This window comes from uncultured Alsobacter sp. (assembly GCF_945952055.1).
Classification (GTDB): Bacteria; Pseudomonadota; Alphaproteobacteria; order Rhizobiales; family Beijerinckiaceae; genus Alsobacter.
In genome coordinates this window covers 73,472-93,379 of the sequence record NZ_CAMFHB010000021.1, presented here as the reverse complement: position 1 = coordinate 93,379, position 19,908 = coordinate 73,472, and the positions used below count along the sequence as shown (strand labels likewise).

18 protein-coding genes are annotated in these 19,908 nt (G+C 69.9%); 5 read left to right on the top strand and 13 right to left on the bottom strand.

The annotated features are described in order from the left end of the window. The first annotated feature begins 2 nt into the window (after window positions 1–2). Window positions 3–1,526, top strand: coding sequence for an anthranilate synthase component I (gene trpE / locus Q0Q47_RS16510; RefSeq protein WP_293862163.1), 1,524 nt, complete (start codon window positions 3–5; stop codon window positions 1,524–1,526). Window positions 1,527–1,757: 231 nt separating this feature from the next. On the opposite strand, the gene Q0Q47_RS16505 is transcribed toward trpE, so the two are convergent. The 10 genes from Q0Q47_RS16505 to Q0Q47_RS16460 all read right to left on the bottom strand — a co-directional run bounded on the left by Q0Q47_RS16505 (window position 1,758) and on the right by Q0Q47_RS16460 (window position 12,518). Next, window positions 1,758–3,911 carry a sodium-translocating pyrophosphatase gene (locus tag Q0Q47_RS16505; RefSeq protein WP_293862160.1) on the bottom strand — a complete coding sequence of 718 codons (2,154 nt, stop codon included), beginning with the start codon at window positions 3,909–3,911 and terminating at the stop codon, window positions 1,758–1,760. A 187-nt stretch (window positions 3,912–4,098) separates the two neighbouring features. Then, complete coding sequence (locus Q0Q47_RS16500; RefSeq protein WP_293862157.1) at window positions 4,099–5,301, bottom strand: MFS transporter; 1,203 nt, start codon at window positions 5,299–5,301, stop codon at window positions 4,099–4,101. Window positions 5,302–5,311: 10 nt separating this feature from the next. Beyond that, entirely contained in the window at window positions 5,312–6,310 is a 999-nt protein-coding gene (gene thiL, locus Q0Q47_RS16495; RefSeq protein ID WP_293862154.1) for a thiamine-phosphate kinase, read from the bottom strand. Window positions 6,311–6,320: 10 nt separating this feature from the next. Further along, window positions 6,321–6,788: a transcription antitermination factor NusB gene (gene nusB, locus Q0Q47_RS16490; protein ID WP_293862151.1), complete on the bottom strand. Its 468-nt coding sequence runs from the start codon at window positions 6,786–6,788 to the stop codon at window positions 6,321–6,323. A 3-nt stretch (window positions 6,789–6,791) separates the two neighbouring features. After that, window positions 6,792–7,289, bottom strand: coding sequence for a 6,7-dimethyl-8-ribityllumazine synthase (gene ribH / locus Q0Q47_RS16485; RefSeq protein ID WP_293862148.1), 498 nt, complete (start codon window positions 7,287–7,289; stop codon window positions 6,792–6,794). A gap of 31 nt (window positions 7,290–7,320) precedes the next feature. Continuing rightward, window positions 7,321–7,959 carry a riboflavin synthase gene (locus tag Q0Q47_RS16480; RefSeq protein ID WP_293862145.1) on the bottom strand — a complete coding sequence of 213 codons (639 nt, stop codon included), beginning with the start codon at window positions 7,957–7,959 and terminating at the stop codon, window positions 7,321–7,323. Beyond that, window positions 7,959–9,125 carry a bifunctional diaminohydroxyphosphoribosylaminopyrimidine deaminase/5-amino-6-(5-phosphoribosylamino)uracil reductase RibD gene (gene ribD / locus Q0Q47_RS16475; protein WP_293862142.1) on the bottom strand — a complete coding sequence of 389 codons (1,167 nt, stop codon included), beginning with the start codon at window positions 9,123–9,125 and terminating at the stop codon, window positions 7,959–7,961. Before ribD ends, Q0Q47_RS16480 begins: the two co-directional genes overlap by 1 nt. Further along, the gene (gene nrdR, locus Q0Q47_RS16470; protein ID WP_293862139.1) at window positions 9,125–9,631 is read right to left on the bottom strand and encodes a transcriptional regulator NrdR; all 507 of its coding nucleotides are present in this window, start codon (window positions 9,629–9,631) and stop codon (window positions 9,125–9,127) included. The genes ribD and nrdR overlap by 1 nt, the downstream gene beginning before the upstream one ends. 21 nt (window positions 9,632–9,652) lie before the next feature. Continuing rightward, entirely contained in the window at window positions 9,653–10,954 is a 1,302-nt protein-coding gene (gene glyA / locus Q0Q47_RS16465; protein ID WP_293862136.1) for a serine hydroxymethyltransferase, read from the bottom strand. A gap of 385 nt (window positions 10,955–11,339) precedes the next feature. Beyond that, window positions 11,340–12,518, bottom strand: a complete 1,179-nt coding sequence (locus Q0Q47_RS16460; RefSeq protein ID WP_293862196.1) for a L,D-transpeptidase family protein — start codon at window positions 12,516–12,518, stop codon at window positions 11,340–11,342. 276 nt (window positions 12,519–12,794) lie between these two features. On the opposite strand from Q0Q47_RS16460, the gene Q0Q47_RS16455 reads away from it, so the two are divergent. Continuing rightward, a complete protein-coding gene (locus Q0Q47_RS16455) occupies window positions 12,795–13,652 on the top strand; it encodes a DUF1295 domain-containing protein (RefSeq protein WP_293862133.1) in 858 nt (285 codons plus the stop codon). 81 nt (window positions 13,653–13,733) lie between these two features. Here Q0Q47_RS16455 and Q0Q47_RS16450 read toward each other — a convergent pair whose 3' ends face one another. From Q0Q47_RS16450 to Q0Q47_RS16440, 3 genes are all read right to left on the bottom strand, one after another. Next, complete coding sequence (locus Q0Q47_RS16450) at window positions 13,734–14,213, bottom strand: MarR family winged helix-turn-helix transcriptional regulator (protein WP_293862193.1); 480 nt, start codon at window positions 14,211–14,213, stop codon at window positions 13,734–13,736. Window positions 14,214–14,450: 237 nt separating this feature from the next. Then, the gene (locus Q0Q47_RS16445) at window positions 14,451–14,882 is read right to left on the bottom strand and encodes a DUF6163 family protein (protein ID WP_293862130.1); all 432 of its coding nucleotides are present in this window, start codon (window positions 14,880–14,882) and stop codon (window positions 14,451–14,453) included. A 27-nt stretch (window positions 14,883–14,909) separates the two neighbouring features. Continuing rightward, a complete protein-coding gene (locus Q0Q47_RS16440; RefSeq protein ID WP_293862127.1) occupies window positions 14,910–15,995 on the bottom strand; it encodes an enoyl-CoA hydratase/isomerase family protein in 1,086 nt (361 codons plus the stop codon). Window positions 15,996–16,189: 194 nt separating this feature from the next. Between Q0Q47_RS16440 and hemB the strand changes: the two genes are divergently transcribed. From hemB to Q0Q47_RS16425, 3 genes are read left to right on the top strand one after another with little or no spacing between them, the layout of a single operon-like run. Then, the gene (hemB, locus tag Q0Q47_RS16435; protein ID WP_293862124.1) at window positions 16,190–17,245 is read left to right on the top strand and encodes a porphobilinogen synthase; all 1,056 of its coding nucleotides are present in this window, start codon (window positions 16,190–16,192) and stop codon (window positions 17,243–17,245) included. A gap of 27 nt (window positions 17,246–17,272) precedes the next feature. After that, on the top strand, window positions 17,273–18,619 hold the full coding sequence (locus Q0Q47_RS16430; RefSeq protein WP_293862121.1) for a branched-chain amino acid ABC transporter permease: 1,347 nt from the start codon (window positions 17,273–17,275) through the stop codon (window positions 18,617–18,619). A gap of 12 nt (window positions 18,620–18,631) precedes the next feature. Next, a complete protein-coding gene (locus Q0Q47_RS16425) occupies window positions 18,632–19,864 on the top strand; it encodes a threonine ammonia-lyase (RefSeq protein WP_293862119.1) in 1,233 nt (410 codons plus the stop codon). Window positions 19,865–19,908: the final 44 nt, after the last annotated feature.

Here is a 19,908-nt window from a genome sequence, read left to right as displayed (position 1 = left end):
CCATGGTCCTGACGCCGGCCCTGGACGCCTTCGCGGCCGCCTACGAGGCGGGTCGCTGCCAGATCGTGCGCGCGACCCTGGTCGGCGATCTGGAGACGCCCGTCTCCGCCTACCTGAAGCTCGCGGCCGCCGCCGCGGGCGGCCCGTCCTTCCTGCTCGAATCGGTGGAGGGCGGCGCGGTGCGCGGCCGCTACTCCATGATCGGTTTGCGGCCCGACCTGGTGTTTCGCTGCCAGGGCGCGACGGCGCAGGTGAACCGCACGGCGCTGCAGGATCCCGACGCCTTCGTGCCGATGGCGGAGCCGCCTCTGGCGGCCCTGCGGACCGTACTGGCGGAAAGCGCCATTCCTGACGAGGAAGGCCTGCCGCCCATGGCGGCGGGCGTGTTCGGCTATCTCGGCTACGACATGGTGCGCCACATGGAACGGCTCGGCGAGCCGAACCGCGACGTGCTGGGCGTGCCCGACGCCGTGCTCGTGCGCCCCACGGTCATGGTGGTGTTCGACGCGGTGAAGGACGAGATCGCGGTCCTGACGCCGGTGCGGCCGAAGCCGGGCGTGCCGGCCAGCGCCGCCCACGCCGTGGCCCAGGAGAGGGTCGAGGCGGTCGTCGCCGCCCTCGAGGGTCCCCTCCCCGCCAGCGCGCGCGAGCAGGCCGCCGACGCGGCGGCCGGTCCGACGGTGTCCAACACCACGCCGGACGAGTTCCACGCCATGGTGGCGCGCGCCAAGGAGTACATCCGGGCGGGCGACATCTTCCAGGTCGTGCTGTCGCAGCGTTTCGAGGCCGACTTCGACCTCTCCGCCTTCTCGCTCTACCGGGCGCTGCGCCGCGTCAACCCGGCGCCGTTCCTGTGCTACCTCGACTTCGGCGGCTACCAGGTGGTCTGCTCCTCGCCCGAGATCCTGGTCCGGGTGCGGGACGGCAAGGTCACGATCCGCCCGATCGCCGGCACCCGGCCGCGCGGCGCCACGGCGGCGCAGGACAAGGCGCTCGGCGACGAGCTCCTGGCCGACGAGAAGGAACGCGCCGAGCACCTGATGCTGCTCGACCTGGGCCGCAACGATGTCGGGCGTGTCTCGGAGATCGGGACCGTCACGGTGACCGACAGCTTCTTCCTGGAGCGCTACAGCCAGGTGATGCACATCGTGTCCAACGTCGAGGGCGTGCTGGACCGCCGCCACGACGCGCTCGACGCGCTGGCCGCGGGGTTCCCGGCCGGCACGGTCTCCGGTGCGCCGAAGGTGCGCGCCATGCAGATCATCGACGAGCTGGAAAAGGACAAGCGCGGGCTCTACGCCGGCTGCATCGGCTATTTCGGCGCCAATGGCGAGATGGACACCTGCATCGTCCTGCGGACCGCCGTGGTGAAGGACGGACGCATGTACGTCCAGGCTGGCGCGGGCATCGTCCACGACAGCGATCCCGCCTCCGAGCAGCAGGAATGCATCAACAAGGCCAAGGCCCTGTTCCGCGCCGCCGAGGAGGCGGTGCGCTTTTCGTCGAGCGCGCGGCGCGGGCAGTAGAGCGCGGCACTCATCTGAACGTCTGGGTTTGCCTGCGGCCTCTCAGCCGTCCTGGCCGGGCTTGGCCCGGCCATCCACGACTTTGCGGCTGTTGAGGGTTCAAGTCGTGGATGCCCGGGCCAAGCCCGGGCATGACGCGGAGAGGTGGCGGCCACTACGCATCCCTTGAAGACGAACGAAAAAGGGCCCGCGGTCACCCGCGGGCCCTTTCGTTTCAACTGTCAGGCTGGCTCAGCCGGCGTGCGCGAGCACGGCGAGGAGGAGCAGCGCGACGATGTTGGTGATCTTGATCGCCGGGTTCACGGCCGGGCCGGCGGTGTCCTTGTAGGGGTCGCCGACGGTGTCGCCCGTGACCGAGGCCTTGTGGGCCTCGGAGCCCTTCAGGTGCTTCACGCCGTCCTTGTCGACGAAGCCGTCCTCGAAGGACTTCTTGGCGTTGTCCCACGCGCCGCCGCCCGAGGTCATCGAGATGGCGACGAAGAGGCCGTTGACGATCACGCCGAGCAGCGAGGCGCCCAGCGCCGCGAAGGCCGAGGCCTTCGAGCCCGAGATGGCCAGCACGCCGAAATAGGCGACGAGCGGGGCCAGCACCGGCAGGAGCGACGGGATGATCATCTCCTTGATCGCGGCCTTGGTGAGCATGTCCACGGCGCGACCGTAGTCCGGACGCTGCGTGCCCTGCATGATGCCGGGCATTTCCTTGAACTGGCGACGCACCTCTTCCACCACGGAGCCCGCCGCGCGGCCGACGGCCGTCATGGCGATGCCGCCGAAGAGGTAGGGGATCAGGCCGCCGAAGATCAGGCCCGCGACGACGTAGGGGTTGGAGAGGTCGAAGGAGACCTGCCCCATGCCCTTGAAGTACGGGTAGAGCGTCGAGCCGGCCTTGTTGGCCTCGGCCGAGAAGTACTGCAGGTCGTAGCTGTAGGCGGCGAAGAGCACCAGTGCGCCGAGACCGGCCGAACCGATCGCGTAGCCCTTGGTGACGGCCTTCGTGGTGTTGCCCACCGCGTCGAGCGCGTCGGTCGAGTGGCGCACTTCCTTGGGCAGGCCCGCCATTTCGGCGATGCCGCCGGCGTTGTCGGTGACCGGGCCGAAGGCGTCGAGCGCCACGATCATGCCGGCGAGGCCCAGCATGGTCGTCACGGCGATGGCCGTGCCGAACAGGCCCGCGAGCTGGAAGGTGGAGATGATGCCCGCGACGATCACGATGGCCGGGAGCGCCGTCGACTCCAGCGAGACCGCGAGGCCCTGGATGACGTTGGTGCCGTGGCCGGTGACCGAGGCCTGGGCGATCGACACGACCGGGCGCTTGCCCGTGCCGGTGTAGTACTCGGTGATCCACACGATCAGGCCGGTGACCACGAGGCCGATGATGCCGCAGATGAACAGCGCCGAGCCGGTGATCGTGACGCCGTTGGCCGTGCCCACCGTGCCGAAGCCGACGGTGGCCCAGGTGGCGAGACCCAGACCCACGACCGACAGGAGCGAGGAGGCCCACAGGCCCTTGTAGAGCGCGCCCATGATCGAGTTGTTGGCGCCCAGCTTCACGAAGAAGGTGCCGACGATCGAGGTCAGGATGCAGACCGAGCAGATGGCGAGCGGATAGAGCATCGCCGAGGCGAGGACCGCCTGGCCGCCGAAGAAGATGGCGGCGAGAACCATGGTGGCGACGACGGTCACCGCGTAGGTCTCGAAGAGGTCGGCGGCCATGCCGGCGCAGTCGCCCACGTTGTCGCCGACGTTGTCGGCGATCGTGGCCGGGTTGCGCGGATCGTCCTCGGGGATGCCCGCCTCGACCTTGCCGACGAGGTCGGCGCCGACGTCGGCACCCTTGGTGAAGATGCCGCCGCCCAGACGGGCGAAGATGGAGATGAGCGAGGCGCCGAAGCCGAGCGCCACGAGGGCGTCAATGACGCCGCGGCTGGCGGGAGCCAGGCCCAGCGGACCGGTGAGGACCCAGTAGTAGACGGCGACGCCCAGGAGCGCGAGGCCGGCGACCAGCATGCCGGTGACCGCACCCGCCTTGAAGGCGACGTCGAGGCCGGCGGCCAGCGACTGGGCCGCGGCCTGGGCCGTGCGCACGTTGGCGCGGACCGAGACGTTCATGCCGATGAAGCCGGCGACGCCGGAGAGCACGGCGCCGATCAGGAAGCCGATGGCGACGGTGATGCCGAGCAGCAGCGCGATGACGACGAAGAGCACGACGCCCACGATCGAGATCGTGATGTACTGCCGCTTCAGGTAGGCCTGCGCGCCTTCACGAATCGCCGCGGCGATCTCCTGCATGCGCTGCGTGCCGGCGTCGCGGCTGTTCACGTCCGCGATGGCCCAGGCGCCATAGGCGACGGACAGCAGTCCGCCCAAAATTATCAGCCAGATCATGTTCCGTCCCTGTCCAAGTCAGTCCGCGTCGGTCCAGCCCCGGACCGCCACGTCATACTCATTCTCACTCAAGCCCTCTTCGAGGCCCCGACAGGAGTGCCAAACTTGAGCGCCGGACGCAAACGGGACTTTCACAATACGCAGGAAAACGGTGCGAAATTCGCGGAATGGCGGAGTTGCACCACGCTCAAACCGGCAGTGGATCGGTCTTTCGGCTCGCAAACCAGATGAGCGCCAGGAGCGCCACGAAGACGAAGGGGAACACGACGTAGTTGACCATGTCCCAGCCGTAGTAGGTGAGGATCTGGCCGGAGGAGAACGAGCCGACCGCCATGGTCCCGAAGACCAGGAAGTCGTTGACCGACTGGACCCGCGTCCGCTCGGCCGGAGCAGCCGTCTGCGCGACCAGCGCCGACGCCCCGATGAAGCCGAAGTTCCAGCCGATGCCGAGCAGCACGAGGCCGATCCAGAAGTACCAGACCCCGGTGCCCATGAGGTCGACCACGCCGCACAGGCCGGTCAGCAGCAGCCCGGCGACGATCACGCGCGGGGCGCCGAACCGGTTGATCAGGGTGCCGGTGAAGAAGCCCGGCCCGTACATCGCCACCACGTGCCACTGGATGGCGAGGTTGGAGTCCGAGATGTCGTGCCCGCACAGCTTCATCGCGAGCGGCGCCGAGGTCATCACGAGGTTCATGAGCATGTAGCTCACGACGCCGCAGGCCGCGGCGGCGATGAAGGCGGGCTGGGCGACGATCTGGGCCAGGGGTCGACCCGCCCGCTGCACGGTCGCGGCCCGGTGCGGAATGTCCACCTGCGAGACGACGACGAGGGCGACGATCGCCACCGCGGCCTGTGACAGGTAGGTGAAGGCGAAGGTGTAGGGCGCCCACATGCCCATGGTGTGCTGGACGAGCTGTGGACCGAGGAAGCCCGCCAGGACGCCGCCGGTGAGCGTCCAGGAGATGGCCTTGGCCTTGAAGCCCTCGCTCGCGGTGTCGGCGGCCGCGAACCGGTAGGACTGGGCGACGGCGGCATAGAGGCCGCCGAAGAAGGTGGCCACGCAGAACAGCGCGAAGGACGAGCTCATGGTGGCCAGGCAGCCGAAGGCGCCCGCCATGGCGCCGCACAGCGTGCCGAACTGGAAGGCCGCCTTGCGGCCGAACCGCCGGGCGATGAGGCCGACCGGCAACGTCGCCGTCGCCATGCCCACCACGAAGACGGAGACGGGCAGCGTGGCGAGCGCCGGGTTCGGCGCCAACATCGAGCCCAGGATGGCGCCCGTCGCGAAGATGACGGTCGCGTTGGCCCCGGCCAGCGCGGTGGCGGCGGCGAGGATGAGGGCGTTGCGGCGGGCGAGCCGGTCGTCGGTGGCAGCCACCGCGGTCATGGGCGCTTCCTCAGAAATGGCTGTAGGAGCCGGCCCCGATCGGGACAGGCTTTCCGTTGCGCAGGACCATGATCCCGGCGGGCCCTGCTGTCACCATGGCCAATCGGGTGACAGCCATGCCCGTCTGCAACGCTGCCGTTTCGAACGCCGCCGCGGCGGCGGCCGGCACCGTCGCCAGGATCTCGTAGTCGTCACCCCCGGTGGCCGCCACCGCCAGCAGGTCGGGGTCGGCCGCGACGGCCCGGCGGGCGGCCCCGGAAAGCGGGACGGCGTCGAGGTCGAGCGTCGCGTGCGTGCCCGATGCCCGCATCATCTTGGCGAGATCGCCGAGAAGGCCATCCGACACGTCCATGGCGCCGCTGGCGGCCGCCCGCAGCGCCGGCACCAGGGCCTGGCGCGGGCGTGGGTGCAGGAAGCGGTCGAGGAGGTGGTCCCGGTCGCCGGCCGACAGCGCGGCCGCCCACGCGGCGTCGGGAGCCTGGCGAAGCTTCAGGCCCAGCGCCGCGTCCCCGATGGTGCCGCTGACATACACCGCGTCGCCCGGCCGGGCTCCGGTGCGGGCGACCATGCGGCCGGTCGGCACGGACCCCAGCGCCGTGACGGAGAGCGTCAGGGGGCCGGGCGTCTTGACGGTGTCGCCTCCCAGCAGCGGGCACCGGCCCGCGCCGGCGGCCTGACCCAGACCCGAGGCGAAGGCCTCCAGCCAGTCGGGCTGCCAGTCCGGCGGCAGGGCCAGCGACAGCAGGAACCCCGCCGGCTCGGCGCCCTTGGCGGCGAGATCGGAGAGATTCACGTCGAGCGCCTTGCGGGCGATGCTGGCGGGGGGATCGTCGGGGAAGAAGTGGACGCCGGCGACCAGCGCATCGGCCGTCAGCACCAGGTCGTGGCCGGGAGGCGGGGTGAGGCAGGCCGCGTCGTCCTTGAGGGCGAGGCCCGCCGGGCCGGCGATCGGCGCGAACCAGCGGGCGATCAGGTCGTCCTCGGAGGGTCGCCCGTCGCCTGCCGACATGATCCCTGCCCTATCCGACGCGCTTGGAGAGTTCGTCGGCGCGAACGTCCCGACCGATGGAATCCAGGACGGCGTTCACCATGCCGGGCTCGTCGCCATCGTAGAAGGCATGGGCCACGTCGACATACTCGGAGATGACGACGCGGGCCGGGACGTCGGAACGGCGGATGAGCTCGAAGGCGCCGCAGCGCATGATGGCGCGCAGCACGGCCTCGACGCGGACGAGGGGCCAGCCCTTGGCGAGCGCGGTGTCCACCTTCTGGTCGACGAGGCGCTGCTCCTGCACCACGCCGGCGACCAGGTCCCGGAAGAACGGCGCCTCGGCGGGCTTGAACTCGACGTCGTCGACTTCCCGGCCGATCCAGTGGGCCTCGAACTCGGCCACGGCCTCCACGACGCCCTTGCCGGACATCTCCATCTCATAGAGTGCCTGCACCGCCGCAAGCCTCGCGGCGGAGCGTTTCTCGCCTCGCGACATGGGTCAGATCCTTCCGGCCGCGGCGCGGCGCTTGATGCGCAGGACGGCCAGCGCCGCCTCGGCTGCGCCTGCACCCTTGTTCATCTCGGACACCCGGGCGCGGGCCCAGGCCTGCGCCTCGTTCTCGACGGTGAGAATGCCGTTGCCCAGCGGGATCTTGCGGGCGATCGACAGGTCCATGAGGGCGCGCGAGCTCTCGCCCGCCACGATGTCGTAGTGCCCCGTCTCGCCGCGGATCACGCAGCCCAGGGCGACCACCGCGTCGAAGGGCTCGCCGCGCGCCTCGGCGGCGTCGAGGCAGATCGCGATGGTGCCGGGAATCTCGAGCGCGCCGTTGACGGTCACCACGACGGCCGTCGCCTCCTCGAGCTCGCAAACGGTCTTCGCCCCAGCCAGCAGCTCGTTCGCGATGTCATCGTAGAAACGAGCTTCGACGATCAGCACGCGCCCGCGGGTGGGCACGCTGTCGGTCGTGGCGGTGGCAAAGCGGGGTTGAGCCATCGGTGGCCTCGGGGATGAAAACGATACGCGGTCAGTACCCCTGCTCGCGTGCTTCCGCAAGCCGGGCGGCGTAGCGGGCCATGAGGTCCACCTCGAGATTGAGCCTGTCGCCGGCCTTCAGGGTGCCCCAGGTCGTGACGGCCAGGGTATGGGGAATGAGGAACACCGTGAAAAGATCCTTCTCGACGGTGTTCACGGTCAGCGAGGTGCCGTCGAGCGCCACGGAGCCCTTCTCCGCCACGAAGCGGGCGAGCTGGGCCGGCATGCGGATGGTGAAGCGCGCGGTGGCGCCCCAGGCCCCCTCCCCGGTCACGTCGTCGCGGGCGACGATCTCGGCCACCCCGTCGACATGGCCGGACACGATGTGCCCGCCGAGCTCGTCGCCGATCTTGAGCGAGCGCTCGAGGTTCACCCGCGTGCCCGCCTGCCATGCGCCGACCGTGGTGCGGGCGAGCGTCTCGGCCGCCGCATCGACGGCGAACACGCATCCGCCGCCCTCGCGCGGCTCGATGGCGACGACCGTGAGGCAGGGGCCCGAACAGGCGATCGAGGCCCCCATGGGGATCGACGCCGGGTCGTAGGCCGAGGCGATCTTGATGTGGCGCAGCGAACCCTGGTGGTCCGACACCTCGACGACGGTGCCCACGTCGGACACGAGACCGGTGAACATCAGATCCTCCTCGTGAAGAGCTGCAGACGATCACGGCCCAGATCCGCCTCCAGGGCGGGTTCATGGGTCGCGCCGCCCGAGGCGATGCGAGTGAGTATGGGGCCGAGTGCCGGCAACCCGGCCGCGCCGAGCGGCTCGGGCCCGGTGAGCAGGACGAGGTCGTCGACGAGGTCGAGGCGCGCCAGCGCCTCGCCCAGGCGCGGGCCGCCCTCGCAGAAGAGCCGCGTGATGCCGCGCGAAGCCAGCGCGCCGAGCACGCCGCGCAGGTCGAGCCCCTCCGGCGTGCGCCGCACGCGCTCGACGCCGATGCCCAGGCCCACCAGCGTGCGCTCGCTGTCCCAGGACGCGTCGGCGCCGGTCATGACCCAGGTGGCCGGCCCGGAACGGTCGGTGAAGACGCGGCGGTCGGCGGGCAGTGCCAGGGCGCTGTCGAGCACGACCCGGACCGGCGACTGGTCCTCCAGTCCCGGCAGCCGGCAGGTGAGCAGGGGATCGTCCGCCATGACCGTGCCGGCGCCCACCAGGATGGCGTCGTGCTGGGCGCGCAGCATGTGCACGCGGGCGTTTGCCTGCGGCCCGGTGATCATCAGGCGCTCGGGACCGGAGCCGGCCGCGAACCCGTCGGCCGTGCGCGCGAGTTTCAGCGTCACGCTCGGACGGCCGTCCACCACCTTGCGGATGAAGCCGAAATTGCCCCGCCGGGCCTCCCGCGCGAGCACGCCGGTGACGACCTCGACGCCGTTGGCGCGCAGCATGATGTGGCCGCGGCCGTTGACCCGCGGATCGGGGTCCTCGATGGCGGAGACGACGCGGCGGATGCCGGCCTGGAGGATGGCGCCGCTGCAGGGCGGCGTCTTGCCGTGATGGGAACAGGGCTCCAGCGTGACCGCGATGGAGGCGCCACGCGCGGCCTCGCCGGCCTGGGCCAGCGCCACGGTCTCGGCATGGGGCCGGCCTCCCGGCTGCGTGAAGCCGCGGCCCACGACCACCGGCCCGTCGTCCGTCATGCGCCAGATCACGGCGCCCACGGCGGGGTTGGGCCAGGTGTTGCCGAGGCCGCGGCGCGCGAGCGCCAGGGCATGGCGCATCATGCGCTCATCGACCGCCGTCTGTTCCTGGGGAGAAAGGCGCCTCTCGCCGGACGAGGCGACGGACGCGCTCGTCATCAGCCGTTCTCGCGGGCGGGCGCCGCCTGCCTGCGGGCCGGGCCCTCGGCCGCCTCGTCGCCCGACAATTCGCCGAGAAGGCTCTCGAAATCCTTGGCTTCGCGGAAGTTCTTGTAGACCGACGCGAAGCGCACATAGGCCACGTCGTCGAGGTTCTTCAGTCCGTCCATCACGAGTTCGCCGATGGTCGCGCTGGGGATCTCGCCGTCGCCCATGCTCTCGAGCTGCCGCACGATGCCGTTGATCATGCGCTCCACCCGGTCGGCCTCGACCGGGCGCTTGCGCAGGGCGATCTCGACCGAGCGCTCCAGCTTGTCGCGGTCGAAGGGAATGCGCCGGCCCGAGCGCTTCACCACGATGAGTTCGCGAAGCTGCACGCGCTCAAAGGTCGTGAAGCGGCCGCCGCAATCCGGGCACACGCGCCGGCGGCGGATGGCCGAATGGTCATCCGTCGGACGGGAATCCTTGACCTGCGTGTCGAGCGACGAGCAGTAGGGACAGCGCACCCGGTCTTCTCCCGCGAAGGCTCAGTAGATCGGGAAGCGGCCGGTGAGCTGGCTCACCCGCTTCTGGACGGCGGCCTCGACCGCCGCGTTGCCGGTCTCGCCGTTCTTGGCGAGGCCGTCGAGCGTCTCGACGATGAGCTCGCCCACGGTCTTGAACTCGGCCGTGCCGAAGCCGCGCGACGTCGCCGCCGGCGACCCGAGCCGGATGCCGGAGGTGATCGTCGGCTTCTCGGTGTCGAAGGGCACGCCGTTCTTGTTGCACGTGATGTGCGCGCGACCCAGCGACGCCTCCGACGCCTTGCCGTTCAGGCCCTTCGGCCTGAGATCGACCAGCATCAGGTGGTTGTCCGTGCCGCCGGTGACGATCGCGTAGCCGGCCTTGAGCAGCGTGTCGGCCATCACCTTGGCGTTCTCGACGACGGCCTGCGCGTAGAGCTTGAACTGCGGGGTCAGCGCCTCGCCGAAGGCCACCGCCTTGGCCGCGATGACGTGCATCAGCGGGCCGCCCTGCAGGCCAGGGAACACCGCCGAGTTGATCTTCTTGGCGATGTCCTCGTCGTTGGTGAGGATCAGGCCGCCGCGCGGGCCGCGCAGGGTCTTGTGGGTCGTCGACGTGACGACATGGGCGTGCGGGAACGGCGAGGGATGCGAGCCACCGGCCACCAGGCCCGCGAAATGGGCCATGTCGACCATGAAGAAGGCGCCGACCTCGTCCGCGATGGCGCGGAAGCGGGCGAAGTCCCAGTGGCGGGCATAGCCCGAGCCGCCGGCGATGATGAGCTTGGGCTTGTGCTCGCGGGCGAGCTTCTCCATCGCCTCCATGTCGACCGTATGATCGTCGCGGCGCACGCCGTAGCTCACCACGTTGAACCACTTGCCCGACATGTTGGGCGGGGCGCCGTGGGTGAGATGGCCGCCGGCGGCGAGGTCGAGGCCCATGAAGGTGTCGCCGGGCTTCATCAGCGCCATGAACACGGCCTGGTTGGCCTGCGAACCCGAGTTCGGCTGCACGTTGGCGAACTTGCAATCGAAGAGACGGCAGGCGCGGTCGATGGCGAGCTTCTCGGCGATGTCGACGAACTGGCAGCCGCCGTAGTAGCGGCGGCCCGGATAGCCCTCCGCGTACTTGTTGGTCATCACCGAGCCCTGCGCCTCGAGCACGGCGCGGGACACGATGTTCTCGGAGGCGATCAGCTCGATCTCGTCACGCTGGCGACCGAGCTCCAGGCGAATCGCCTCGGCGATCTCCGGATCGCGGTCGGCGAGCGCCGCCGAGAAGAAGCTGTTCGACAAATGGCTGTCGCCACGGGCCTGCGCCGACATGTCGGACCTCCTGGAAAGCAAACGGATCGTGCGGCGGGCCAGGCAGGGGCCCGCCGTGCTGCGGTGCATTAACACGCAGGGGGCAGGTCGCCAACCAAGACGGCACCCGACACGTGGGTGACAGTTGCCGCAGGCGGCGGCCCCTGGCCCACCTCGCTCAACCACTCCGCATGCTGGCCGGGAGCCGGCCCGGCCATCCACGACTTGAGCACGGCCCCGGCAAAGTCGTGGACGCCCGGGCCGGACGGCGGCGAGAGAGAGTGCCAGTGAAAAACTTTGAAATTCCAAAAGAAAACACCACGGACCTCGTCCTGGGCAGCGGCCATGGCCGCGTGCTGCAGGACGCAGGACCGTGGTGCGAATGGCACCCGGCGTGGGAGGAGGCTTACTCCTCTTCCTCGGTCTTCTGCATGGACGCGACCGGCACGGGGCCGATGCCGTCCTTGTTGTAGATGTCGTCGCGGAACTGGACGATGCCGTCCGGCGTGGCCCAGGCGGTGATGTAGGTCCAGTAGACCGGCACGGGCTGGGCCAGGCGGGCGTCGACGCGCTGGCCGCCTTCGATGGCCGCGTCGATCTGCTCGCGACCCCAGCCGGGCGTGTCCTTCAACAGCCAGGTGATGTAGTCGCGCACGTTCTGGACGCGCATGCAGCCCGACGAGACGAAGCGGAAGTCGTCGCCGAAGATGCCCTTGGCGGGCGTGTCGTGCATGTACACGCCGTAGGGATTGGCGATGTTGATGCGCACGAAGCCCAGCGAGTTGAACTCGCCGCCCGGATCCTGGCGGAACTGGTAGCGGGTGGCCTCGTCCGAGCGCCAGTTCACCTGGGTCGGCTGCAACTCCTGGCCCTGGCCGTTGTAGATGCGGATCTTGTTCTCGGTCAGGTAGTTGGGATCCGCCTGCATCTTCGGGATCAGGTCCTTCTTGATGATCGAGGCGGGGACCGTCCAGAAGGGGTTGAAGTTGATGTCGGTCGCGCGGGTCGTCATGACCGGCGACTGGCGGTCGATCTTGCCCACGCCGGCGGCGTGGCGGGTCATGACCTGGCCGTTCTCGACCGTCTCGACCAGGGCCGCCGGGATGTTGGCGACGACGAAGCGGTTGCCGAGGTTGCCGGCATAGCTGCGCAGGCGCACCACGTTGGTCTCGAGCTGGCGCAGGCGCACGTCGGCCGGGACGTTCATGGCCGTCACCGTGGCGGGCGTGACGACGCCGGTCGGCTGCAGGCCGTGGCGCTGCTGGAAGCGCTTCACGCCGCCTTCGACGAAGCTGTCGAACACGGGCGAGGAGCCCAGGCTCTGGTCGAGGTCACCGGAGGCGATGAGGCGGCGGCGCAGGGCCACCACGTTGGCGTTCTTCGCACCGAGCTTGAGATTGGCCGGCGGCATCTGCGGGAAGCCACCGGACGACACGAGACGGCGATAGGTCTCGATCATCTGCTCGGTGGCCTGCAGCGTCAGCGGCGACAGGACCGGAACCGTCGAGCGCGACACCTTGAGGTTGGTCGCAGCGTCGTAGTTCTGCTTCCACTCCGCCTGGCCGCCCATCATTTCCTGAGCCATCGCCCGGCCGGCGGCGACCGTCAGGGTGGCGGCGCCTGCGAGCACCGGGAGGATCTCTCGGCGGGTGAACGATCTGAAAGCGGTCATGGTGCGTATCAATACCGGTTTAAGGGGGCGGCGTTCGTGAATGGATCCTTGGCGGATCAGCGTAAACGAACCGTTCCCGATGGACTGCAGTGTCGGCGTTGCGTGTACGACTTCGCTTAAGCAGGTGCTAGCGGGCAATTTTATGGCACGGACCGCAGCCCAACAACGAGGCACGAAGGCGTGATCGGAATGTCACTCGGTGCGTGGACGGGCGCGGCAGGCTGGCTGGGACCATCCCTGGTCGCGTTCAGCGTCACGATCGTCGTATTCGCGGCCCTGTGGAGGCTCAGCCGGCGCCTCGTCGACTGCAGCGTCGTCGATCTCTACTGGGGCTTCGGATTCGGCGTGATCGCCTGGCTCCTGGTGGGGCTTTCGGGCAACACCGACACCTATGCCCTGATCCTGGCCGGGCTCGTCTCTCTCTGGTCCGTCCGCCTGGGCGCCCATCTGTGGCTCCGCCACGGCCGGGCGGAGGCCGAGGACCCGCGCTACGCCGACATGCGCGCCCGGTACGGCGAGCGCTGGCCATCGCTCAGCTTCTGGCTGGTCTTCATGCTCCAGGCCCTGGTGATGTGGCTCATCGCCCTGCCCCTGCACCTGGCGCTGGGCGTCCAGCCCGCCGCGCAGGAGCCAGATGCGGCGACGATCGCGCTGGGCGTGGGGATGTTCGTCTGCGGCTTTGTCATGGAGGCCGTGGCCGACGCCGCGCTGATGCGCTTCAAGCGCGACCCGGCGCATGCCGGACGCCTGCTGACGACCGGGCTCTTCGCGTGGAGCCGGCACCCCAACTATTTCGGCGAAACCGTCCTGTGGTGGGGCTTCGGCGTGATCGCCTTCGGGATCTGCGGGCAGTGGGCGGTTTTCCTGGGACCGGCCCTGCTCACCCTCCTGCTCCTGAAGGTGTCGGGCATCCCGCCGCTCGAGGCCCATCTGGCCACGCGCCCGGGCTTCGCCGACTACGCGGCGACCACCAGTGCGTTCATTCCCATGCCGCCGCGGGTGCGTGGCACCGCGCCGCGGCCGTTGAGCGAAGACGGGCAGGCCTGACCGGGTCAGCCCGGCTCAGACCTGCCCTCCAGGGTGCAGCGTCGCGAATGCGGGCGGGTGATGACCGGCCCGCTGCTCCCGTCAGAGACGGTAGCGAATGTGGTCCGTCCAGAAGCGCTCCAGGCGCGCAAGGGCGGTATTCACCTGCTTGAAGTCTTCGGAGGAGATGCCGCCGATCTGTTCGACCGTGCGGACATGCTTCTCGTAGAGAGACCGGACGATCTCGTGAACCTCGCGGCCCTGCTCCGTCAGGCTGATCCGAACCGACCGACGGTCGACGCGGGAGCGCTGATGGTGAAGGTAACCCATCTCGACAAGCTTCTTCACGTTGTAGGAAACGTTCGAGCCGAGATAGTAACCGCGTGTCCTGAGCTCACCGGCGGTGAGTTCCTTGTCGCCGATATTGTAGAGCAGCAGTGCCTGGACGCTGTTAACGTCCGAACGGCCCCGCCGATCGAATTCATCCTTGATCACGTCCAGCAGACGGCGATGCAACCGCTCAACCAGGGTCAACGCCTCGACGTAGAGAGGCGTCACCTCGGGAGAAGCTGCGGTCGTCATGTCGCGCTGGTCGAGATTCTTCAGAGCGCTCTTCATATGTGCCTCGCTGCAATACCCTGTGGCCATGTTTGTCTGGCCTTGTTGTCCTTCTTGTAACGCGCGGGCATGAAGACGAGTTTAAACAACGGCGTGAATCGCCTGTTTAGGTATTAGGCGAGCCTTCTCGCCAGATCTTCACCGATGATTCACGATGACACGACCAGCTTGATCATGGCCGTACAGAGGTGAAGGTTTGCTTCACGTCTCTTCGCGCGAGGCGAGCCAGGACAGGCCCACATAGGTGAGCACCAGGGCCATTTCGGCGCCCGTCACCTCCAGCCCGATGCGCGCCTCGTCGGGCCGCAGCACCGCCAGCAACACGTGCACCATGACGGCCAGGAGCCACATGACCCCGCCCCAGGTGCTGGTGAGCCACAGTCCCACGCCCGCGACGGGATCGAGCACGGCGAAAACCACGACCATGGCCTGGGCGGGCGTCGACAACGTGCTCATCGGCGCGATGCCGGGCGCCTGGACGCCCAGGATCACCAGCCAGGAGAGCAGGCCCTTCGCGATCCAGGCGGCTGCGACCAGCCGCATGAACCACACCAGCACACGGTCCCACGCGATCCGGCGCGCGGGGCTCGCGGACGTCTCGCCCGTCCTCCCCTGGCGTACGGGCTCGCTCATCGGTCGAACCGGGCGGCGCGGGCCATGTCAGCGCTTCCCGTCGCCGACGAGTTCGTCGGGGAGCGGCGCGAAGTAGCGCGCGGTGTCCTGCGGGCGCAGGTCCTGCAGGCTGGCGGGCGACCAGCGCGGATTCTGGTCCTTGTCGATGACCACCGCCCTCACGCCTTCGAAGAAGTCGGGCGTGTCGGAGATGCGCGAGGCGATGCGGAACTCCAGGCGCATCGCCGCGGGGAAATCGAGGTCCGCGCCGCGCTTGATCTGTTCGAGCGCGATGGCGACGCTGTTGGGCGAACGGGCCCGGAGGGTGCCGGCGGTCTCGGCGGCGAAGGTGGAGCCCCGCGCGGCCTCGCTGTCGAGAGCCGCCAGGATCGCCAGCGGTTCGTCGGCGGCAAAGCAGCGGTCGATGACGGCGCGATCGTCGGTGGACAGCGCGGCCGCCGGGGGCGGCGCCATGGCGTGGCGCGCCAGCACGGCATCGATCGGCTCGCCCGCGCACAGCGCGTCGCGAACGGCGGCGAAGGCGGCCGACGGCACCGCGTGCGTCGCCAGGCCCAGGGCGAGGCTGTCGCCCTGCTTGAGCCTCGTTCCGGTCAGCGCGATCCAGCGCCCCGTCGCGCCCGGCAGGCGCGGCAGGAACCAGGTGGCGCCGACGTCGGGAAAGAATCCGATGCCGACCTCGGGCATGGCGAAGAGCCAGCGCTCGCCGGCCACGCGGTGGCTGCCGAGAATCGACAGCCCGACCCCGCCGCCCATGACGATTCCATCGACCAGCGCCACGTAGGGCTTGGGATAGGCCTTGATGCGGATGTTGAGCTCGTATTCCTCGCGCCAGAAGGCACGCGCCTCGTCCACCCGCCCGGCCTTGCCGAGATCGTGCAGGGTGCGGATGTCGCCGCCCGCGCAGAACGCCTTGCCGCCCGCGCCTTCCACAACGATGCGCGTGACCGCGGCGTCCTCGGCCCAGGCGTCGAGGGCCGCGTGGATGGTGCGCACCATGGCGAGATTCACGGCGTTCAGCGCCTGCGGCCGGTTGAGGAGGATGTGGCCGGCCGCCCCCTGGCGCGTGCAGATCACCTCGGGCTCCTGCCCGGTTTCGGCCGTCACGCTCGCCATCGCCGTTCCGCTCGGTCCATTAACCACGCCGACGGCGAGTTAGCCCGCGCCACCCTCGGCCGTCAACGCGGGCAAGGCCCGCCACACTCCCTGCGAACCGCTGTCTTTCGGCGGCGTGCGGATCGGTGCTACGACTCGCCATCCGCCGATGCCGATGAAGCGACGGCGACCCTTCAGGCGAGGACGCTCAGGCCATGGCAACGCGCAGCACCCCGGTATCTCCCCTCACGCCCCGCGTGGTGCCGGCCGAGTCCCGACCGGTCCTGGACCTGGTGCATCGTCCCCGCCGCAACCGGAAGGCCGAATGGGCCCGCCGGCTCGTCCGCGAGAACACCCTGACGGCCGACGACCTGATCTGGCCGATCTTCATCGTCGACGGCGAGAACCGGCGCGACCCCGTGGGATCCATGCCCGGCTGCGTGCGCATGAGCGTGGACGAGGCGGTGCGGGAGGCCGAGCGCGCCGCCTCGCTCGACATCCCCGTGATCGCCCTCTTTCCCTACACCGAGCAGGGCCTGCGCGACGAACTCGGCCGGGAGGCCCTCAACGCCTCCAACCTGATCTGCCGCTCCTGCCGCGCCATCAAGGCCGCCGTGCCGGAGCTCGGCCTCCTCACCGACGTGGCGCTCGACCCCTACACGAGCCACGGCCATGACGGCCTGCTGCGCGACGGCCGGATCCTCAACGACGAGACGGTGGACGTGCTGGTGCGCCAGGCGCTGAACCAGGCCCAGGCCGGCGCCGACATCGTCGCGCCGTCGGACATGATGGACGGGCGCGTCGGCGAGATCCGCAAGGGCCTGGACGATGCCGGCTTCCACGACGTCCAGATCATGGCCTATGCGGCCAAGTACGCCTCGGCCTTCTACGGCCCGTTCCGGGAAGCGGTGGGCAGCAGCACGACGCTGACCGGCGACAAGCGCACCTACCAGATGGACCCCGCCAACGGCGACGAGGCCCTGCGCGAGGTCCAGCTGGACATCGACGAGGGCGCCGACATGGTCATGGTCAAGCCGGGCATGCCCTATCTCGACATCGTGCGGCGGGTGAAGGAGACCTTCGGCATGCCGACCTTCGCCTACCAGGTGTCCGGCGAATACGCGATGATCAAGGCCGCGGCGCAGAACGGCTGGCTTGACGGCGACAAGGCCATGATGGAGAGCCTCCTGGCGTTCAAGCGCGCCGGAGCCGACGGCATCCTCACCTATTTCGCGCCGGTGGTGGCCGAGAAGCTCAAGAAGGCCCGCTGACCGACGGGGCCGGGGCCGGACCGCGCCATGCTCCGGCGGTGTCTTGTCCTGGCGTGCCTTCTCGCGCTGGGCGCGCTGGCGGCCTGCTCGTCGGTGATCGACGCCGACCAGGCGCGCATCTGCCGCACGCTCATCCCGGCGCTCAATCCGGCGGACGCGGTGCTCGCGATCACCCGCACCGTGCCGCTCGCGCAGGCCCGGGAACTGCGCATTTTCTACACGGCCCGCCAGCCCGGCCTGCCCGTCCGCAACCGTGCCGTCACCTGCACCTTCTCGGGAGCCGGACTGTCGCGCAACAAGCTCGAACTCCTGGCGGTGGGGACGGAGGCCGGCCCGCTGTCCCAGTCGGCCGACTACTTCCTGCGGCGCTTCTATCTCGGCGCACCCGACTTCACGCTGCTCGATCCTGCCGGCATCGGCTCCGGCCAGGCCTTGCCCGAGGTGCCGCGCGCGGTCGCCTACGGGGTCCAGCAGTTCCTGGGCGCCCTCCCCCAGGCCGGCGTCTACGCCCTGCTGGCGGCGAGCTACTCCCTGATCTACGGCCTCGTCGGGCGCATCGTCTTCGGCTTCGGGGAGATCGCCGCCATCGGCGGCTACGGCGCCATGCTCGGCGTCTTCTTCGCCTTGCAGGTCGGCATCGAGCACCCGGTGGCGGGGCTCGCCCTGGCGGCCCTGTTCGGGGCCGTCGCCGCGACCATGCACGGCGCCGTGGCGGGGCGACTGGTGGTGGCGCCCCTCGTCACCGCGTCGGGCCTCTCCGTGCTGATCGGCACGACGGGGCTGATGCTGGTGCTGGGCGAATACCTGCGCATCGCCCAGGGCAGTGACCTGCGCTGGATCCCGCCGGTGTTCAACACGCCGATCGCCCTGATGCGCGCCGGCAGCTTCGTCACCACCGTCACGCCCGTCGGCCTCACCTCGGCGCTCGGCTGCGCTGTGGCGGCGGCCGGCGTGCTCGTCGTGATGCGGCGCACCGGCTTCGGGCGGGCCTGGCGCGCCTATGCGGACGACCCGCTCACGGCGGCGCTGTTCGGGGTCGACCGCTGGCGCATCTTCGGTGGCACCTTCGCGCTGTCCAGCGCACTCGCCGGTTTCGCCGGCGTCGTCATGACGGGCTACTACGGGGGGCTGGGCTACGGCATGGGACTGGTGCTCGGGCTCAAGGCGCTGGTCGCCGCGGTCGTGGGCGGCATCGGCTCGCCGGGAGGCGCGCTGGCCGGCGGACTCGTGATCGGCCTTGCCGAGGCGCTATGGTCCGCCACGATGCCCATCGAGTCGCGCGACATCGCCGTCTTCGCGCTGCTGGCCATCGTCCTGGCCCTGCGACCCGGCGGGCTCAAGGGCTTCGGCGACCTGCTCCCCCGCCGGGTCTGAGGCGGACTGGCCATGGCCCATGCGGTCACGATCGACGACATCCGGGCGGCCGCGCGCCTGCTCGACGGCCAGGTGCTGCGCACGCCCACGCTGCCCGCGCCCGGTCTCAGCCGGCTCGCCGGCACGCAGATCATCGTCAAGTACGAGACCATGCAGACGACGGGCGCCTTCAAGGAGCGGGGCGCACTCGTCAGGCTGTCCCGGCTGTCGGAGGACGAGCGGCGGCGCGGCGTGGTCGCCATGTCCGCCGGCAACCACGCCCAGGCCGTCGCCTACCACGCCGCAAGGCTCGGCATTCCCGCCACTATCGTCATGCCGAACGGCACGCCGATCGTGAAGGTGGAGAACACGCGGGCCCACGGCGCCACTGTCGTCATCCACGGGGACACGCTCATCGAGTCCTGGCAGCGCGTCGAGGAGCTGATGGCCGGCACCGGCGCCGTCCTGGTGCACCCCTACGACGATCCGGCCGTGATTGCCGGGCAAGGGACGATAGCCCTGGAGATGCTGGAGGATGTGCCGGACCTCGACGTCCTGGTCGTCCCGATCGGCGGCGGCGGGCTGTGCGCCGGCATGGCCGTGGCGGCCAAGGCGGTGAAGCCCTCGATCGACGTGGTGGGTGTGGAGGCGGCGCTCTATCCCGCCATGCTGAACGCCATCGACGGCGAGGAGCGGCCGGTCGGCGGACCGACCCTGGCCGAGGGCATCGCCGTGAAGGCGGTCGGCGCGCTCACGACCCCGATCATCCGCGACCTCACCTCAGGCATCCTGCTCGTCGACGAGGTGCAGATCGAGACGGCGGTGAACGCCTACGCGACGCAGGCCCGGACCATGGCGGAGGGCGCCGGCGCGGCGGGGCTGGCGGCGGTGCTGGCCGATCCCGCCCGGTTCGCCGGGCGGAAGGTGGGGCTCGTGCTGTGCGGCGGCAACATCGACGCCCGCCTGCTTGCCTCCATCATGATCCGGTCGCTGGAACGCGACCAGCGGATCGCCTCGCTGCGCATCGCCCTGCCCGACCGGCCGGGCCTTCTGGGCCAGATCGCCTCGCGCCTGGGCGGGCTGGGCGCCAACATCCTCGAGGTGTCGCACGGCAGGCTCTTCCTCGACGTGCCGGCCAAGGGCGTGACGCTCGACCTCACCATCGAGACCCGCGGCGCCGCGCACACGCAGGCGATCGTCGCGGCGCTGGAGGCCGACGGCTTCGCGCCCCGCCGGATCGACCGCCGCAGCAATGCTACAGGTTGATAAAGGGCGTAGACTCGCCATCTCTTGAACGTCCCGACCCCGGT